Raw genomic sequence first — 17,447 nt, forward strand, 5'->3', positions numbered from 1 at the left:
GCTATCGGCTCGTGCCTATCAGCCACACACCAGCAGGAGTTGTCGCTTGTCAGCACTGACCAGCACTGAAGCCAGCCAGGCCGCCAGCGCCCAACGCAAAAAACGCATTCGCGCGTTTTTGTTTGTGGTGCCCCTTTTGGCGTTTATTCTGCTGACTTTCGTCGCGCCCATCGGCAGCATGCTGTGGCGCAGCGTAAGCCACCCGACGGTGGCCGAGCTGATTCCGCAAACCCTGGTCGAACTGCAGCGCTGGGACGGCAAAAGCACTCCCGATCAGCAAACCTTCGGCGTTTTCGCCATCGAATTACAGGCTTTAGCCAAGCAGCGCCTGTCCGGCAAGCTGGCTGAAGAGTTCAACCGTGCCTTCACCGGCATGTCCAGCGTGGTCAAATCCACGGCACGCAAAGTCAGCCGCCTCAGCCCCGAGGAACTGGACAGTCAGGGTGCAGACATCCTGCGTAACGCCAACCCCAAATGGAGTAACCCGGAACTGTGGTTTGCCATTCAGCGGGCCGGCAAGCCCTACACCTATGACTACTATCTGACCGCCCTCGACCTGGAACTGCGCCCCGACCAGGGCATACAGGTGCGGGAAGAAACACAGATTTATCTCCAGCTGTATGGCAAGACCCTGAACATGGCGCTGGTGATTACCCTGCTCTGCGCCCTGCTCGGCTACCCGCTGGCCTATTACCTGTCCGGTCTGCCGAAAAACCGTGCCAACCTGTTGCTGGTACTGGTTCTTCTGCCGTTCTGGACCTCGTTGCTGGTGCGCACCACCGCCTGGATTGCCCTGTTGCAAACCAACGGAGTGATCAATTCGTTCCTTATCGGTGCCGGCGTGATCGACCAGCCGATCGAGATGCTCTACACCTCGTTCGCCACCATCATCGCCATGACCCACATCCTGCTGCCATTCATGATTCTGCCGCTGTACAGCGTGATGCGTGGCATCGACCCCAGCTACCTGCGCGCCGCCATGTCACTGGGCGCCAAGCCGCTGCCGGCCTTCGCGCGCATCTACTTTCCCATGACCCTGCCGGGACTGAGCGCCGGCGCGCTGCTGGTGTTCATCATTTCGGTCGGTTACTACATCACCCCGGCTCTGGTCGGCGGCACTGACGGACAGATGATCAGCAATATCATCGCCTTCCATATGCAGCGCTCGAACAACTGGGAGTTGGCGGCGGCGCTGGGCTCCCTGTTGCTTGGTCTGATCCTGCTGCTCTACTGGCTGTACGACCGCTTTGTCGGCGCCAGCAATATCAAGCTGGGTTAGGAGTGATATGCCCATGAGCCACATTCCCGCCCACTTCGGCTTCTGGCATCGCCTCGGTGCCCGCCTGTTGCAAACCAGCTCATGGCTGGTGCTGCTGTTCCTGATTTTGCCGATTCTGGTGATAGTCCCGCTGTCATTTAACGTCGAACCCTTCTTCAGCTTTACCGAGGGCATGCTGACCTTTCAGCCCGAGGCCTACTCCCTGCGCTGGTATATCGCCATTTTCAACGACCCGAAATGGATTCTGGCGATCCAGAACAGCTTCTTTATCGGCATCTGCGCCACCCTGATCGCCACCATCCTGGGTACCTGTGCCGCGGTCGGCCTGGCCCGTGATGACATGCCGGCCAGACGCCTGATTACCGCACTGCTGCTCTCGCCGATGATCGTGCCGTTGATCATCACCGCCGCCGGGATGTTCTTTTTCTACGCCGATCTGGGTCTGGCCGGCAGCTACCTGGGGGTAATTCTGGCCCACGCGGCGCTTGGCACGCCCTTCGTGATCATCACCGTCACCGCCACCCTCACCGGCTTCGACTATGCACTGGCCCGGGCAGCGCTCAACCTCGGCGCAAGGCCTCTGCAGGTATTCTTCGACATCATCATGCCGCTGATTCGTCCGGGGGTAATTTCCGGTGCCCTGTTCGCCTTCATCACTTCCTTTGACGAAGTGGTGGTAATCCTGTTCATGGCCGGCCCCCAGCAGCGCACTATCCCCCGGCAGATGTTCTCTGGCCTGCGCGAGCAGATAAACCCGAGCATTCTGGCCATCGCCACCTTCCTGATTCTGGTGTCGATTGCCCTGCTGGTGACTATCGAGCTGCTGCGCCGCCGTTCGGAGCGCATGCGCGGTATTGAGCTGGCCGAATAGCCCCGCGCTGAATCAACGGCGTATAACGGGTCATTTCTCGCGAAACTGCAGTGCCCCCGGTCAATTGCCGTTTGCCAGCGACGGCTCACGCCTTCAACATATACGCATATCCCTGATTAGCCCTTGCAGGACCATTCGCCATGCCTGATTACCGTTCGAAAACCTCCACCTTTGGCCGCAACATGGCCGGTGCTCGTGCCCTGTGGCGCGCCACCGGGATGAAGGATGCAGATTTCCAGAAACCCATCATCGCCGTAGCCAACTCCTTCACCCAGTTCGTACCCGGTCACGTGCACCTCAAGGACATGGGCCAACTGGTCGCCCGCGAAATCGAACGTGCCGGCGGCGTAGCGAAAGAATTCAACACCATTGCCGTGGACGATGGCATCGCCATGGGTCACGACGGCATGCTCTATTCGCTGCCCAGCCGCGAAATCATCGCCGACTCCGTCGAATACATGGTTAACGCCCACTGTGCCGACGCGATTGTCTGCATCAGTAACTGCGACAAGATCACCCCCGGCATGCTGATGGCCGCCCTGCGCCTGAACATCCCGGTGGTGTTCGTTTCCGGCGGGCCGATGGAAGCCGGCAAAACCAAACTGGCCAGCCACGGCCTGGACCTGGTCGATGCCATGGTGATTGCCGCCGATGACTCGGCCTCCGACGAGAAAGTCGCCGAATACGAGCGCAGTGCCTGCCCGACCTGCGGCAGCTGCTCCGGCATGTTCACCGCCAACTCGATGAACTGCCTGATGGAAGCTCTCGGTCTGGCGCTGCCCGGCAACGGCTCGACCTTGGCCACCCACAGTGACCGCGAGCAGCTGTTCCTGCGCGCCGGCCGACTGATCGTCGAGCTGTGCCAGCGCTACTACAAGGAAAATGACGACTCGGTGCTGCCGCGCAACATCGCCAACTTCAAGGCCTTTGAAAACGCCATGAGCCTGGACATCGCCATGGGTGGCTCGACCAATACCATCCTGCACCTGCTGGCCGCAGCACAGGAGGCCGAACTGGACTTCAACCTGCGCGATATCGATCGCCTGTCACGCAAAGTCCCGCAGCTGTGCAAGGTGGCGCCGAATATCCAGAAGTACCATATGGAAGACGTGCACCGTGCCGGTGGCATCTTCAGCATCCTCGGCTCACTGGCGCGCGGTGGTTTGCTGCACAGCGACGCTGGCAGCGTGCACAGCCCGAGCATGGCCGCAGCCATCGCCCAGTGGGATATCACTCAAACCCGGGACGAAGCCGTCCATACTTTCTTCAAGGCCGGACCAGCCGGAATCCCGAGCCAGACGGCCTTCAGCCAGTCGACTCGCTGGGACAGCGTCGATGACGACCGTGAGCACGGCTGCATCCGCAGTGTCGAGCACGCCTACTCGCAAGAAGGCGGCCTGGCCGTGCTCTACGGCAACATCGCCGAAGACGGCTGCGTGGTGAAAACCGCCGGCGTCGACGAGTCGATCCACGTATTCGAAGGCTCGGCGAAAATTTACGAAAGCCAGGACAGCGCCGTGCGCGGCATTCTTGCCGATGAAGTGAAAGAAGGCGACATTGTCATCATCCGCTACGAAGGCCCGAAAGGCGGCCCCGGCATGCAGGAAATGCTCTACCCCACCAGCTACCTGAAGTCCAAAGGCCTGGGCAAAGCCTGCGCCCTGCTTACCGACGGCCGCTTCTCCGGCGGCACCTCGGGCCTGTCCATCGGCCACGCCTCGCCGGAAGCCGCTGCCGGCGGAGCCATCGGTCTGGTACAGGAAGGCGACAAGATACTGATCGATATCCACAACCGCAGCATCAACCTGCTGGTGTCCGCCGAAGAGCTGGCCACCCGTCGCGCCGCCCAGGACGCAAAAGGCTGGAAGCCGGTTGAGCAGCGCCCGCGCAAAGTCAGCACCGCCCTCAAGGCCTACGCCCTGCTGGCCACCAGCGCCGACAAGGGTGCCGTACGCAATAAGGCACTCCTGGACGGCTAAGGCCACAAGGACAGGATGAAGTTTCCCGGGCTCGAATTCGCACAGGGCAAAAACCTTGCGGAGAGTCCGCGCAAAGCTCAAGTAGAGGAAAAGCATGCAAGCTGACGTGAAAGCACTGTTGAAACTGCCGCGTGAAGAGGCCTTCAGGCAATGGCTCGGCCTGGCCGGCGAGTGGGTAGAGGAGCCCAATATCCGCCGTGGCGGAGAGAGCGGCGTGAAACGGGTGATGACCACCGAAGGCAAAATGCTCTACCGCAAACAGCAGGTCGGCCACATTTACCGCCCCTGGCACCATCCTTTCGGCTATCCGACGGCCATGCGCGAACAACAAGTGCTGCTCGCTTGCGCAGACCTGCATGTCACGGTTCCCGTTCTGGTTTACGCCGATTGCCGCAAAGTCGGCGGCGTCTGGCATGCGTTGCTGGTAACCGAGGCGCTCGATGGTTTCAGCAGTCTGGAAGACTGCTACGCACGCGGTGATGAGCAACGCTGGGGGGAGGATCTGCATCTGCGCATCCTGCACGAAGTCGGCTGCACGCTGGCACGCTTCAACAAGGGCCGCTTCGAGCACGGATGCCTGCGCATGAAGCATGTCTTTGTGCGGGTAGGCGAGAAAATCGAAGTGGCACTGATCGATCTGGAGAAAAGCCGCAAGAGTTTCAGCGCAGTGCGCGCCGCCCGTCATGACATAGGCCAGATGAAACGCCACTGCGACTGGAATACCGCCCAGTGGCAGTCCTTCCTCAGTGGCTTCGAAGAGACTTTCGGCGCTGACTACAAAAAAATCTGAGACGGCTCACACCTGCACCTTTGCCCCCCCGCAGCAGACCGGCAACGCTTCGAAGCTGGAAGCGTTAACTGGCGTAACGGGTTAAACTGCCTCACTGTTTTCTTCTCCGGAGCTCCCCATGTCCCGCGTCACCCTGAGTCGCTATCTGATCGAGCAGACCCGCAGCCATAACACCCCGGCCGATCTGCGCTTCCTTATCGAAGTGGTTGCGCGCGCCTGCAAGGCTATCAGCTATACCGTCTCCAAGGGGGCTCTGGGTGGTGTTCTTGGCAGCATGGGCACCGAGAATGTACAGGGTGAGGTGCAGAAGAAACTGGACGTGCTGTCCAATGAAATCCTGCTGGAAGCCAATGAATGGGGAGGCCACCTGGCCGGGATGGCCTCGGAGGAAATGGACAATGCCTACCAGATTCCCGGGCAGTACCCCAAAGGTGCCTACCTGCTGGTCTTCGACCCACTGGACGGCTCCAGCAACATTGATGTCAACGTTTCGGTAGGAACCATTTTCTCGGTACTGCGCTGCCCCGACAGCAACGGTTGTACCGGGGATCTGGGCGACGACGCCTTTCTGCAGGCCGGCACCGAGCAGGTTGCCGCCGGCTATGCCATCTACGGCCCGCAGACCATGCTGATGCTGACCCTCGGCAACGGTGTGAAAGGCTTCACGCTGGATCGGGAGATGGGCTCGTTCGTGCTGACCCATGACCATATCCAGGTGCCTGAAAGCACCGCCGAATTCGCCATCAACATGTCCAATCAGCGTCACTGGGAAGCCCCGGTGAAGCGCTATGTGGACGAACTGCTGGCAGGCAAAACCGGCCCTCTGGGCAAGAACTACAACATGCGCTGGATTGCCGCCATGGTGGCCGATGTCCACCGCATCCTGACCCGCGGCGGCGTCTTCATGTATCCGCGGGATGATCGTGAAGCCGACAAACCGGGCAAACTGCGCCTGATGTACGAAGCCAACCCGATGTCGTTCATCATCGAACAGGCCGGTGGCATGTCAACCAACGGCTATCAGCGCATCCTCGACATCAAACCCACCTCGCTGCACCAGCGTGTAGCCGTATTTCTCGGCTCCAGAGAAGAAGTCGAACGCATCACTGGCTACCATCAGGCCTGAGTCCAGGAAGACTGTCCGCTCATTGGCGCGCGCCAACCGGCCTGCGCAAGCATCCAAGCAGGAGTTTGTTATGGTTAAGCGTTCAATGATTGTTATATGCGCCTTGATGACACTGGCTGCCTGCAGCAAGGTCAATCAGGAAAATTACGCCAAGCTTTCCGCCGGCATGAGCAAGGCAGAAGTGGAAAACCTGCTTGGCAGCCCTGCCGACTGTTCCGGAGCGGTCGGCCTCACCAGCTGCACCTGGGGCAACGAAAAAACCGGCATCAGCGTGCAGTTTGCCGCTGACAAAGTGGTGATTTTTTCGGGCAACGGGCTGAAGTAAGCCGTACACACGTCAGACCCCACTCCCTTGTTTCAGTGCCGGATGCGGTATCCCGTGCGGAATATCCACCAGACGCCAGCCAGGCACAGCAGCAGAAAGCCCAGGGTCATGCCCAGGCTGATACCCACATCAACATCGGCAACACCGTAAAAGCTCCAGCGGAAACCGCTAATCAGGTACACCACCGGATTGAGCAGAGTTATCTTCTGCCAGAGCGGCGGCAGCATGTCGATCGAGTAGAAACTGCCGCCGAGAAACGCCAGCGGCGTGACGATCAGCGCCGGGACTATCTGCAATTTTTCCCAGCCATCGGCCCAGATACCGATGATGAAGCCGAACAGGCTGAAGGTAATCGCCGTCAACAGCAGGAACGTCAGCATCCACAGCGGATGCACTATCTCGAAACTGACGAACAGGCGTGCCGTGAGCAGAATGATCAGGCCGAGAATCACCGACTTGGTTGCTGCCGCACCAACATAACCGATGACAATTTCCATGTAGGACACCGGCGCCGACAGCAGCTCGTAGATGGTGCCCGAATACTTCGGCATATAGATGCCGAAAGCGGCATTGGAAATGCTCTCGGTCAGCAGTGCCAGCATGATCAGCCCCGGCACGATGAAGGCCGCGTAACTGACGCCCTGAATCTGCACGATGCTGGAGCCGATGGCCGAGCCGAACACCACGAAGTACAACGAGGTGGAAATCACCGGCGTGGCGATGCTCTGCATCAACGTACGCCAGGTGCGTGCCAGCTCGAACAGATAGATGGCGCGAATCGCATACAAATTCATCAGCGCGCCCTCAGCAAGTTGACGAAAATTTCTTCCAGCGAACTCTGGCTGGAGTGCAGGTCCCTGAAGTCGATGCCATGCGCTGCCAATGCCTTGAGCAATTCGGCAATCCCGCTCTGCTCGTTCTGGATGTCGAAGGTAAAAATCAGTTCGTGACCGTCTGCACCCAGTTCGAGGGCATAGCTCGCCAGGGCCGGCGGCAACTCCGGCAGTGCCTCCTTGAGCTGGATGGTCAGCTGCTTCTTGCCCAGCTGGCGCATCAAGCGGGCCTTTTCCTCGACAAGAATCAGCCGGCCTCCAGAAATGATGCCGATACGATCGGCCATCTGTTCGGCTTCCTCGATGTAATGCGTGGTCAGAATGATGGTTACCCCGCGCTCACGCAGGTTACGCACCATAGCCCACATATCACGTCGCAACTCGACATCGACGCCGGCAGTCGGCTCATCGAGGAAGAGGATGGCGGGTTCATGGGACAGCGCCTTGGCAATCATCACCCGCCGCTTCATGCCGCCGGAAAGCTCGAAAATCTTGGCGTCCTTCTTCTCCCACAGGGACAGATCTTTCAACAACTGCTCAAGGTAGGCCGGATTCGCCGGCTTACCGAACAGCCCGCGACTGAAGCGCACGGTGGCCCAAACGGTTTCGAAGACATCGTTAACCAGTTCCTGCGGCACCAGACCGATCTGTGAGCGCGCGCCACGGTAGTCCTCGAGGATATCCTTGCCAGCCACCTTCACCGAGCCCGTGCCGGGGTTGACGATGCCGCAGATAATGCTGATCAGCGTGGTCTTGCCGGCACCATTAGGTCCGAGCAGGGCAAATATTTCACCCTGGCAAATCTGCAGATTGATGTCCTGCAATGCCTTGTGCCCGGAGGCATAAGTCTTGTTCAGCCGTTCGACCGAAATAACCGATTGCACACTGCTTACCTACGCTGTTGACGGCTGGCCAGTGTAAGAAATTTACCGATTGGAAAGTGTTCATGGGCGATATAAATTTTCATTGCCCGTTTGCCCGCGAAAACACGCAGCCGGCAGCAGGCTTAACCATCATATTTCTCGATATGTCGAAAGCATATTTTCGACTTTTCTCCAGAGCATTTCCCGTTACGCTTGCTGAACTCTGGTGAAAGGATGCTGTGACGATGCAATGGAGAAACTCCCCTGAAGGTTATGGGCTGCTGAGCATCCTGCTGCACTGGCTCATTGCTGCAGCCGTGTTCGGCATGTTTGGCCTGGGGTTATGGATGGTCGATCTCGACTATTACAGCAGCTGGTACCAGACCGCACCCGATCTGCACAAAAGCATCGGCCTGTGCCTGTTCGCGCTGATGCTGCTGCGCTTGCTGTGGCGCGTACTGAGTCCGCCGCCGGCACCGCTGGCCAGTCATGCCCCGAGGATACAAAGGGCCAGCAAGGCCGCACATTGGCTGCTGTATGCCGGACTGTTCGCCCTGATGCTCACGGGTTATCTGATCTCTACCGCTGACGGACGCGCTATCAGCGTGTTTGGCTGGTTTGAAGTGCCGGCCAGCCTGACCAGCATACCGGACCAGGAGGATGTCGCCGGCGAGGTGCATACCTGGCTTGCCTGGGCACTGGTAATCCTTGCCGGACTGCATGCGCTGGCGGCACTGAAACATCACTTCATCGACCGCGACACCACCCTCACCCGCATGCTCGGTCGCACCGGGCACTAGTTTTCATCCCCCACAGGAGTTTCATCATGCTGAAGAAGACGCTTGCCACCCTGGCACTGGGCGCTGCACTGTTTGCCGGACCGTTGCTGGCTGCCGATTACGAGATTGATCGCAAGGGCCAGCACGCCTTTATCAATTTCAAGATCAGCCACCTGGGCTACAGCTGGCTGTACGGCACTTTCAAGGATTTCAGCGGAACCTTCAGTTACGACGAAAAGAATCCTGATGCCAGCAAGGTGCAGGTCAGCATCCAGACCGCCAGCGTCGATACCAACCATGCCGAACGCGACAAGCACTTGCGCAGTGACGACTTCCTGAATGTCAGCGAGTTTCCGACCGCGACCTTCGAGTCAACCGCGATCAAGACTACCGGCAGCAAGAGTGCGGACATCACCGGCAATCTGACACTTAACGGTGTAACCAAACCGGTAGTGATCAAGGCCACTCTGGTTGGCGAGGGCTCCGATCCATGGGGTGGTTACCGTGCCGGTTTTAGCGGCACTACCTCATTCAAGTTGAAAGACTTTGATATCAACAAGGACCTGGGCCCGGCTTCGCAGGAGGTCGAACTGACCCTCTCGGTGGAAGGCGTCCGCCAGTAAGCCAGACGCAACGAAAAACGCCGGCATCATGCCGGCGTTTTTCGTGTTCGGAGACTTCAGTCTTCGCTGGCTCGCGTCGACAGCAGCGCCGGACGTTCGCGTTTGCTGCTGCGGTTCTCCAGCTCGCTGAGCTGTTCGAGCGTTGGTAACCGCTCGCCCTTGCGAATAATCAGCGGCTGCTTGACCGGCACGGCTGGCTCCTGCCTGGCACTGCGTGCCTGTTCCTGGCGAGAGTCATCGCGGCGACCACCGCCATTGCCACGGGCCGGCCCTTTGCGCCCCTGACCGCCCGGCTTGCCCGGCTTAGCGCCCTGGCCAGCGCCCGGACCTCTGCCGCCCTGACCACGCCCCTGACCTTGCGCGGGTGCCGCTCCTCCACGGCGCGGGTTACGCCCGCCCGGTGCTTTTGGCGGATTGGGGCTGACGTAGTCGGCACGGTTGCCAAAGTTGTCGAATTCATCGTCGAGGAAAGCTTCGGGATCCCTGTTTGGCGGAGGGACGACCGGCGCACTGGGCGCTGCTGGGCGGGCTTCGGCCGGGCCGCGACTTTGTCCGCGACCGGCATTGCGGCCATTGCGGGAGCGACCTTCCTTGCCATCGGCACTGTTGGCTGCCGGCTTGTTGCGCTCACGTTGCGGGCGGTCGGCACGCGGTTGACGCTCCGGACGCGGGCCGCGCACTTCCGGCTTCTCCACTTCTACCGTTGACGCATCGAAGCCCATGCTGTCGCCATCGGCAATCCGCTGGCGGGTCATGCGCTCGATGCCCTTGAGCAGTTTCTCTTCGTCAGGTGCTACCAGCGAAATGGCTTCACCACTGCGGCCAGCCCGGCCGGTACGACCGATGCGGTGTACATAGTCCTCTTCGACATTCGGTAGTTCGAAGTTGACCACGTGCGGCAGCTGGTCGATATCCAGACCACGCGCCGCGATATCGGTGGCCACCATGACGCGCACCCGGTTGGCCTTGAAGTCGGCCAGGGCCTTGGTACGGGCGTTCTGGCTCTTGTTGCCGTGGATCGCCACCGAAGCCAGGCCATGCTTGTCGAGGTACTCGGCAAGGCGATTGGCGCCGTGCTTGGTACGCGTGAACACCAGCACCTGTTCCCAGGCGCCGGCAGTAATCAGGTGTGCCAGCAATGCACGCTTGTGGCTGGCCGGCAAACGATAGACACGCTGCTCGATACGCTCGACCGTGGTGTTCGGTGGCGTAACTTCGATGCGCTCCGGGTTATGCAGCAGCTTGCTGGCCAGCTCGCTGATATCACCGGAGAAAGTTGCCGAGAACAGCAGGTTCTGGCGCTGGGCCGGCAGCTTGGCCAGGACTTTTTTCACGTCGTGAATAAAGCCCATGTCGAGCATGCGGTCGGCTTCATCGAGAACCAGGGTTTCCACGTGGGAAAGGTCAATCACTCTTTGCCCAATCAGATCGAGCAGACGGCCGGGACAGGCAACGAGCACATCGACACCCTTGGCCATGGCCTTGATCTGCGGGTTCATGCCAACCCCGCCAAAGATCACCGTGCTGACCAGCGGCAAATCACGGGCATAGGCCTTGAAGCTGTCATGCACCTGCGCCGCCAGTTCGCGGGTTGGCGTCAGCACCAGCACACGCGGCTGGCACGGGCCATGGCGATGCTCGCGATCGGGATGACCGTTGGGAAACAGCCGTTCCAGGATCGGCAGCGCAAAGCCACCGGTCTTGCCGGTGCCGGTCTGCGCCGCAACCATCAGGTCGCGGCCTTGCAGTACGGCCGGTATGGCCCGCAACTGTACGGGAGTGGGTTCGGTGTAGCCGGCAGCCTCGACGGCGCGGACTAATGCCTCGGAGAGACCGAGGGATGCAAAGGACATGAGTAATCCTGTCTGATTAGGGCCTGGCCCTGTGGGAATATCTGCCTGGCTGGAGGTGTCCGGAAGACACCACCCCGTCCGGTCCTGCTGAGCCAAGGAAGGCCGAGCGTCCGGGCGTAAGCCTGGCGGGAACCCGGAGTATAACAGAGCCTCCGGGGTGAGCGGTAACTGCGCAGTTGGCAGTCATTCAGCAACGCCGGCCGACCTTCAACGGGGCAACTTCAGATTGTGCCAGATGGCCAGGCTCGGCTCGGCCTGGTTGAGGGTATAGAAATGCAGGCCCGGCGCACCGCCTTCGAGCAGGCGCTCACACATCTGGCTTATGACCTGCTCGCCGAAAGCCTGAATGCTCTGCATGTCGTCACCGTAGGCTTCCAGCTGCTTGCGGATCCAGCGCGGGATTTCCGCCCCACAGGCATCGGAAAAGCGCGCCAGCTTGCTGTAATTGGTGATCGGCATGATGCCCGGCACCACGGGGATATCGATACCCAGTTTGTGTACCCTCTCCATGAAGTAGAAGTAGCTGTCGGCATTGAAAAAATACTGAGTGATCGCACTATCTGCACCGGCCTTTGCCTTGCGTGCGAAATTCTGCAGATCATTCTCGAAGTTTCGCGCCTGCGGATGCATCTCCGGATAGGCTGCAACTTCGATATGGAATTGCTCACCGGATTCGTCACGAATGAACTCTACCAGCTCATTGGCGTAACGCAGTTCACCGCTGGCCATGCCCATGCCTGAAGGCAAGTCACCACGCAGGGCGACGATGCGCCTGATCCCGGCAGCCTGGTACTGCTGGAGCAGGCTGCGCAGATCCGTGGTCGAATCACCAACGCAGGACAGGTGCGGCGCTGTGGGCACACCGACTTCGCCGTCGAGCTGAAGCACGGTATTCAGCGTACGGTCGCGGGTCGAACCGCCGGCGCCATAGGTGCAGGAAAAAAAATCCGGGTTGTAGCTGGCCAGTTCACGCGCCACGCCCATGAGCTTGTCATGCCCGGCGTCGGTCTTGGTCGGGAAGAACTCGAAACTGTAGCGACGTTGTGCAGTCATAAGGAAATCCTGGGAAACATGGGATGGAAATCGACCACAGGTCTTTTCCACCTTTCGGCCGAACAGGGCGGGCAAGCACTATGCGCGCTGCCCGCCCCGAGCTCGATCAATAGCGGTAGGTTTCCGGCTTGTACGGGCCGTCCACGCTGACGCCGATATAGTCGGCCTGCTTGCCGGTGAGGCGAGTCACCACGCCACCAAAGCCCTTGACCATTTCCAGCGCCACTTCCTCGTCGAGCTTCTTCGGCAGCACTTCCACTGTCAGTCGCGCGGCCTGCTGTGCAGCCGGTAGCGCGGCAAATTTCTGGCCATACAGGAAGATCTGCGCCAGCACCTGGTTGGCGAAGGAACCGTCCATGATCCGGCTCGGGTGACCGGTGGCGTTGCCCAGATTGACCAGACGACCTTCGGCCAGCAGGATCAGGTAATCCTCATTCTGCGCATCGAAGCTGCCCGGCCCGGTACGGTGGATCTTGTGCACCTGCGGCTTGACCTCTTCCCAGGCCCAGTTCTTGCGCATGAAGGCGGTGTCAATTTCGTTGTCGAAGTGGCCGATGTTGCACACTACCGCACGCTTCTTCAGCGCCTTGAGCATGTTGGCGTCGCACACGTTGACGTTTCCGGTGGTGGTAACGATCAGGTCGATCTTGCCCAGCAAGGCCTGGTCGACGCAGCCTTCGCTGCCATCGTTATTGCCATCGAGGTAAGGCGAGGCCACTTCGAAGCCGTCCATGCAGGCCTGCATGGCACAGATCGGGTCGACTTCGCTGACCTTGACGATCATGCCTTCCTGACGCAGCGACTGGGCCGAACCCTTGCCCACATCACCGTAGCCGATCACCAGCGCCTGCTTGCCGGCCAGCAGATGGTCGACGCCGCGCTTGATCGCGTCATTCAGGCTGTGGCGGCAGCCGTATTTGTTGTCGTTCTTGCTCTTGGTTACCGAGTCATTGACGTTGATTGCCGGAACTTTCAGCGTACCGGCCTTGAGCATGTCGAGCAGGCGGTGCACACCGGTGGTGGTTTCTTCGGTGATGCCGTGGATCTTGTCCAGCATCGCCGGGTATTTCTCGTGGATGATCTGGGTCAGATCGCCACCATCGTCAAGAATCATGTTGGCGTCCCACGGCGCGCCATCCTTGAGGATGGTCTGCTCGATGCACCACTCGTATTCCGCTTCGGTTTCACCCTTCCAGGCGAACACCGGGATTCCGGCAGCCGCAATGGCGGCAGCGGCCTGATCCTGGGTGGAGAAAATGTTGCAGCTGGACCAGCGCACTTCGGCACCGAGCGCCGTCAGCGTCTCGATCAGTACCGCGGTCTGGATGGTCATGTGGATGCAGCCGAGAATCTTGGCGCCCTTGAGCGGTTGTTCAGCGGCGTACTTGCGACGCATGCCCATCAGCGCAGGCATTTCGGATTCGGCAATGATGATTTCCCGGCGGCCCCAGGCAGCCAGAGTCATGTCAGCAACTTTGTAATCGGCAAAAGCAGCGCTCATGCGAGTGTCTCCATTCGTATTTAATGCGAATTGAGCGCCGTTGTGCGTATTCAGGGCCGGGACCGATGGTCTCCGGCAACCCGGTTAACGCGCCCCGTTCGAGCCTGACAGTTGCAAACCGCTGATTGAGCATCGGGTATGCAAACTGCTGCAGCGCCCCTCGGACGGATGGCGGGTACAGCGATCGCGGAGGATCACTGTGACAAGCCCGGCGATTATAGCGATCCGCAGGCGCTTGCCCAAGTCTTTCTGACAGGCTGAACGGCACAAAGCCTGCCTGATGTTTATCCGCCGCTCATGCGGGCTTCGGTTAAACTGCCTGCCCCCGAATCCAGAGAGCCAGCCATGACCATCCGCCCACTCCTGCTTTGTTGTACCGTGCTGTTACTTGCGGGTTGTGGCGGGGTAGACCCGAACTCGCCGATGGGCAAGCGTCAGGCAATCTTCAAGCAGATGCTCAAAACCAGTGAAAACCTCGGCGGCATGTTGCGCGGCCGTGTGCGGTTCGACGAACAGGACTTCCGCGCGCAGGCACAGCAACTCGAACAGTTATCCAGACAGCCGTGGCAACATTTTCCTGCCGTACGCGACGAGGGCGATACTGCGGCCAAAGCCGAAGTCTGGCAGCGTCAGGAACGTTTCCAGGAACTGGCCAACGCCCTGCAGGCACGCACCGGCGAGCTGGCGCAGGCGAGTCAGGCCCAGCCGTTGACGCCGGCGGCCGTCAAGCCTGCGCAGGCCAGGGTAGAAGCTGCCTGCAAGGCTTGTCATCAGGAGTTTCGCTCGCACTGAAGGGCGTTGCGCTCATGCCCGGGCATGAGCACAACCTGAACAGCTCAGAGGCCAGCGGCAGCGCGAAGCTGTTCGGCCTTGTCGGTTTTTTCCCAGGTAAAGCTGGTGAAGGTGTCGTTGCCCACGGTGACCTGTTGCGGCGTGCGGCCAAAGTGACCATAAGCGGCAGTGGCCTGGTACATCGGGTGCAACAGATCGAGCATGCGGGTGATCGCGTAAGGGCGCAGGTCAAAGATGTCACGCACCAGGGCGATAATCCTGTCGTCGCCGATCTTGCCGGTACCGAAAGTATTCAGCGAAATCGAAGTGGGCTGGGCCACGCCGATGGCATAGGACACCTGAATCTCGCACTTGTCGGCCAGACCGGCGGCAACGATGTTCTTCGCTACGTAGCGACCGGCGTAGGCTGCCGAGCGGTCCACCTTGGATGGATCCTTGCCGGAGAAAGCCCCGCCGCCGTGACGGGCCATGCCGCCGTATGTATCGACGATGATCTTGCGCCCGGTCAGACCGCAGTCACCCACCGGCCCGCCGGTGACAAAGCTGCCGGTCGGGTTGATGTGAAACTGGGTATCTTTGTGCAGCAGTTCGGCTGGCAGCACCTGCTTGATGATCAGCTCCATCACACCTTCGCGCAGGTCACTGTATTGGACCTCCGGGTTGTGCTGGGTGGACAACACCACGGCGTCGATACCGACCACCTTGCCGTTGTCATAACGACAGGTGACCTGCGATTTGGCATCCGGGCGCAGCCAGGGCAGCAAGCCGGACTTGCGCGCCTCGGCCTGACGCTGCACCAGCTGGTGGGAGAAGCTGATCGGCGCAGGCATCAGCACCTCGGTCTCGTTGCTGGCGTAGCCGAACATCAGACCCTGATCACCCGCACCCTGATCTTCCGGCTTGGCGCGGTCGACGCCCTGGCCGATCTCCGGTGCCTGCTTGCCGATGATGTTGATGATGCCGCAGGTTTTGCCGTCAAAGCCGACATCCGAGCTGGTGTAACCGATATCGCAGATGACCTTGCGCACCAGCTCTTCCAGATCGATCCAGGCGCTGGTGGTGATTTCGCCGGCGACAATCGCCACGCCGGTTTTCACCAGTGTTTCGCAAGCCACGCGGGCGTGCTTGTCTTCGGCAATGATGGCGTCCAGCACGGCATCGGAGATCTGGTCGGCAATCTTGTCCGGATGACCTTCGGAGACGGATTCAGAAGTAAAAAGGGCGTATTCGCTCATTGTGACGGTTTCCTGTGTGACGAATCGATTGTGGTTACCGCAGGTAGCCGGAAATGGCGCACCTGAATCTGGAAACCGTTGCGTAAACCTAGATAAACACTGTCTTCGGGCAGCAGGCCGGCGCTACGCGCCCAGCGCGACAGGTCATCCTGCTCGAAGCCCAGCCAGAGATCGCCGCAGGCGTCCCTGGCCCAGGTCTGGTTGTGACTACACAGCTCGGTAATCAGCAGACTGCCACCAGGCTTGACGCGCCCGGCGAGTGATCTGACGGCCTCGGCAGGCGCGGCAAAATGGTGCAGCACCATGTTCAGCACCACACAGTCTGCACTCAGGCTTGAGCCCTGCAGGGCATCGGCAAGTTCCAGCCGGACATTCTCCAATCCCCTGGCGGCACAATGCTGCCGGGCAATATCGAGCATCTGCGGACTATTGTCGACGGCAATGACTTCGGCAAAACGCTGCGCCAGGTCTGGCAGAAAACGGCCATCGCCAGGACCGATTTCCAGGGCGCAGGCCCCGGCGGCAAAGCTGATTGAGTCAAGCAGACCCAGCAGGCTGTCGCGGTACTGTGGCAAGCCGGCAATCAGATCCTGCTGGGCCTGAAAGCTGCCGGCCATGCGCGCAAAGAAATCCCGGCTGACCGCCGCGCGCTGTGCGTGCACCTCGGCAATGCGCTGTTGCACTGCAGCCGCCAGATCCAGTCTTTCCACCTCATCCAGCAGCGCAGCATGCAGCACACCACCCAAAACTTCGGGGCAGGCCAGCGAACGCCGATAGAAAATGGCATTGCCTTCACGGCGGGTGGCGACCAGCCCGGCCTGGGCCAGCACCTTGAGATGATGGCTGATGCCCGACTGGCCGGTGGCAAAAATCTTCGCCAGCTCCAGCACGCCGAACGAGTCGTTGGCCAGCACACGCAGAATCTGCAGGCGCAGGGGATCCCCGCCTGCCTTGCACAAGCTGGCCAGCATATCGCTGGTACCGGGTCGGAATGCAGCTAGCGGAAGGTTCATGGGGCGGCAGTTTAGGCCGCAGGCTGGCACATGGCAATGGCTATATCAAAGAAAATTGATATAGATTTTCTGGCTATTCCCAGTCAATCCGGGCCAGGCGCCATTCACCGTCCTCCAGCCACCATTCGAGATCGACGCTGAACTGTCTGGCGCTATCGGGCAGCAAGCCTTGCGCACCGGCCAGCATGACCTCCGCCCGGGTGTGGCCCTTGTCGCGGTAGACCGGATCAATCTGGCTGCGCTTGCCCAGTGCCAGCACCTGGACCTGCTTATGCCGCAGATAGAGTAGCGCCATGGTGCGTTTAGCCCAGTTACGATCGTATTGCTGCTCGGCCATGAACTGCGGATGCAGTTGCTCAAGCACCGCACTGCTGCGTTTTTCCTGCAAATTTTCCTGCAACAGGCTGACGGCTTTTTCCAGCGCCGCTTGTGGCGAATCCTTGCTACAGCCGGCGACACCGTTGAAAGCCAGCAGACAGAACAGCACAAGGTGGCGCAGTGGCATCTTCAGCTCCTGTTTCCGTTATGCTTG

The 17,447-nt window shown here is 60.1% G+C and carries 17 protein-coding genes and 1 riboswitch; of the genes, 9 read left to right on the forward strand and 8 right to left on the reverse strand.

Going from position 1 to position 17,447, the window contains the following annotated elements; translation table 11 throughout:
- Window positions 1-46 precede the first annotated feature (46 nt).
- From BLT89_RS14745 to bamE, 6 genes are all read left to right on the forward strand, one after another.
- Window positions 47-1,279: an ABC transporter permease gene (locus BLT89_RS14745; RefSeq protein ID WP_090197019.1), complete on the forward strand. Its 1,233-nt coding sequence runs from the start codon at window positions 47-49 to the stop codon at window positions 1,277-1,279.
- A gap of 13 nt (window positions 1,280-1,292) precedes the next feature.
- The gene (locus BLT89_RS14750; RefSeq protein ID WP_090197022.1) at window positions 1,293-2,150 is read left to right on the forward strand and encodes an ABC transporter permease; all 858 of its coding nucleotides are present in this window, start codon (window positions 1,293-1,295) and stop codon (window positions 2,148-2,150) included.
- Between the two features lie 140 nt (window positions 2,151-2,290).
- The gene (gene ilvD, locus BLT89_RS14755) at window positions 2,291-4,129 is read left to right on the forward strand and encodes a dihydroxy-acid dehydratase (protein ID WP_090197025.1); all 1,839 of its coding nucleotides are present in this window, start codon (window positions 2,291-2,293) and stop codon (window positions 4,127-4,129) included.
- Between the two features lie 94 nt (window positions 4,130-4,223).
- Window positions 4,224-4,919, forward strand: coding sequence for a lipopolysaccharide kinase InaA family protein (locus tag BLT89_RS14760; protein ID WP_090197028.1), 696 nt, complete (start codon window positions 4,224-4,226; stop codon window positions 4,917-4,919).
- 118 nt (window positions 4,920-5,037) lie between these two features.
- Window positions 5,038-6,045 carry a class 1 fructose-bisphosphatase gene (locus tag BLT89_RS14765; RefSeq protein WP_090197031.1) on the forward strand — a complete coding sequence of 336 codons (1,008 nt, stop codon included), beginning with the start codon at window positions 5,038-5,040 and terminating at the stop codon, window positions 6,043-6,045.
- Between the two features lie 70 nt (window positions 6,046-6,115).
- Window positions 6,116-6,370 carry an outer membrane protein assembly factor BamE domain-containing protein gene (gene bamE, locus BLT89_RS14770; protein ID WP_090197034.1) on the forward strand — a complete coding sequence of 85 codons (255 nt, stop codon included), beginning with the start codon at window positions 6,116-6,118 and terminating at the stop codon, window positions 6,368-6,370.
- A 32-nt stretch (window positions 6,371-6,402) separates the two neighbouring features.
- Here bamE and BLT89_RS14775 read toward each other — a convergent pair whose 3' ends face one another.
- Window positions 6,403-7,164 (reverse strand): ABC transporter permease, encoded by a 762-nt coding sequence (locus tag BLT89_RS14775; protein ID WP_090197037.1) that lies wholly within the window; start codon window positions 7,162-7,164, stop codon window positions 6,403-6,405.
- A complete protein-coding gene (locus BLT89_RS14780) occupies window positions 7,164-8,087 on the reverse strand; it encodes an ABC transporter ATP-binding protein (protein WP_090197039.1) in 924 nt (307 codons plus the stop codon). The genes BLT89_RS14775 and BLT89_RS14780 overlap by 1 nt, the downstream gene beginning before the upstream one ends.
- Before the next feature lie 224 nt (window positions 8,088-8,311).
- Here BLT89_RS14780 and BLT89_RS14785 point away from each other — a divergent pair, with 224 nt between their 5' ends.
- Window positions 8,312-8,866 (forward strand): cytochrome b, encoded by a 555-nt coding sequence (locus tag BLT89_RS14785; protein WP_090197042.1) that lies wholly within the window; start codon window positions 8,312-8,314, stop codon window positions 8,864-8,866.
- A 26-nt stretch (window positions 8,867-8,892) separates the two neighbouring features.
- On the forward strand, window positions 8,893-9,468 hold the full coding sequence (locus tag BLT89_RS14790; protein ID WP_090197045.1) for a YceI family protein: 576 nt from the start codon (window positions 8,893-8,895) through the stop codon (window positions 9,466-9,468).
- A 56-nt stretch (window positions 9,469-9,524) separates the two neighbouring features.
- On the opposite strand, the gene BLT89_RS14795 is transcribed toward BLT89_RS14790, so the two are convergent.
- From BLT89_RS14795 to ahcY, 3 genes are all read right to left on the reverse strand, one after another.
- A complete protein-coding gene (locus BLT89_RS14795; protein WP_090197048.1) occupies window positions 9,525-11,321 on the reverse strand; it encodes a DEAD/DEAH box helicase in 1,797 nt (598 codons plus the stop codon).
- A 207-nt stretch (window positions 11,322-11,528) separates the two neighbouring features.
- Window positions 11,529-12,374: a methylenetetrahydrofolate reductase [NAD(P)H] gene (gene metF / locus BLT89_RS14800; protein ID WP_090197050.1), complete on the reverse strand. Its 846-nt coding sequence runs from the start codon at window positions 12,372-12,374 to the stop codon at window positions 11,529-11,531.
- 106 nt (window positions 12,375-12,480) lie between these two features.
- On the reverse strand, window positions 12,481-13,875 hold the full coding sequence (ahcY, locus tag BLT89_RS14805; RefSeq protein ID WP_090197053.1) for an adenosylhomocysteinase: 1,395 nt from the start codon (window positions 13,873-13,875) through the stop codon (window positions 12,481-12,483).
- A 25-nt stretch (window positions 13,876-13,900) separates the two neighbouring features.
- Window positions 13,901-14,043, reverse strand: a riboswitch (S-adenosyl-L-homocysteine riboswitch).
- Between the two features lie 177 nt (window positions 14,044-14,220).
- Between ahcY and BLT89_RS14810 the strand changes: the two genes are divergently transcribed.
- Window positions 14,221-14,667: a c-type cytochrome gene (locus tag BLT89_RS14810; RefSeq protein ID WP_090197056.1), complete on the forward strand. Its 447-nt coding sequence runs from the start codon at window positions 14,221-14,223 to the stop codon at window positions 14,665-14,667.
- 44 nt (window positions 14,668-14,711) lie between these two features.
- Here BLT89_RS14810 and metK read toward each other — a convergent pair whose 3' ends face one another.
- From metK to BLT89_RS14825, 3 genes are all read right to left on the reverse strand, one after another.
- Window positions 14,712-15,902, reverse strand: coding sequence for a methionine adenosyltransferase (gene metK / locus BLT89_RS14815; protein ID WP_090197059.1), 1,191 nt, complete (start codon window positions 15,900-15,902; stop codon window positions 14,712-14,714).
- Window positions 15,899-16,915, reverse strand: a complete 1,017-nt coding sequence (locus BLT89_RS14820) for a metalloregulator ArsR/SmtB family transcription factor (RefSeq protein ID WP_090197062.1) — start codon at window positions 16,913-16,915, stop codon at window positions 15,899-15,901. Before BLT89_RS14820 ends, metK begins: the two co-directional genes overlap by 4 nt.
- A gap of 73 nt (window positions 16,916-16,988) precedes the next feature.
- On the reverse strand, window positions 16,989-17,420 hold the full coding sequence (locus BLT89_RS14825) for a hypothetical protein (protein ID WP_090197065.1): 432 nt from the start codon (window positions 17,418-17,420) through the stop codon (window positions 16,989-16,991).
- Window positions 17,421-17,447 lie beyond the last annotated feature (27 nt).

Source organism: Pseudomonas pohangensis (assembly GCF_900105995.1).
GTDB lineage: Bacteria > Pseudomonadota > Gammaproteobacteria > Pseudomonadales > Pseudomonadaceae > Aquipseudomonas > Aquipseudomonas pohangensis.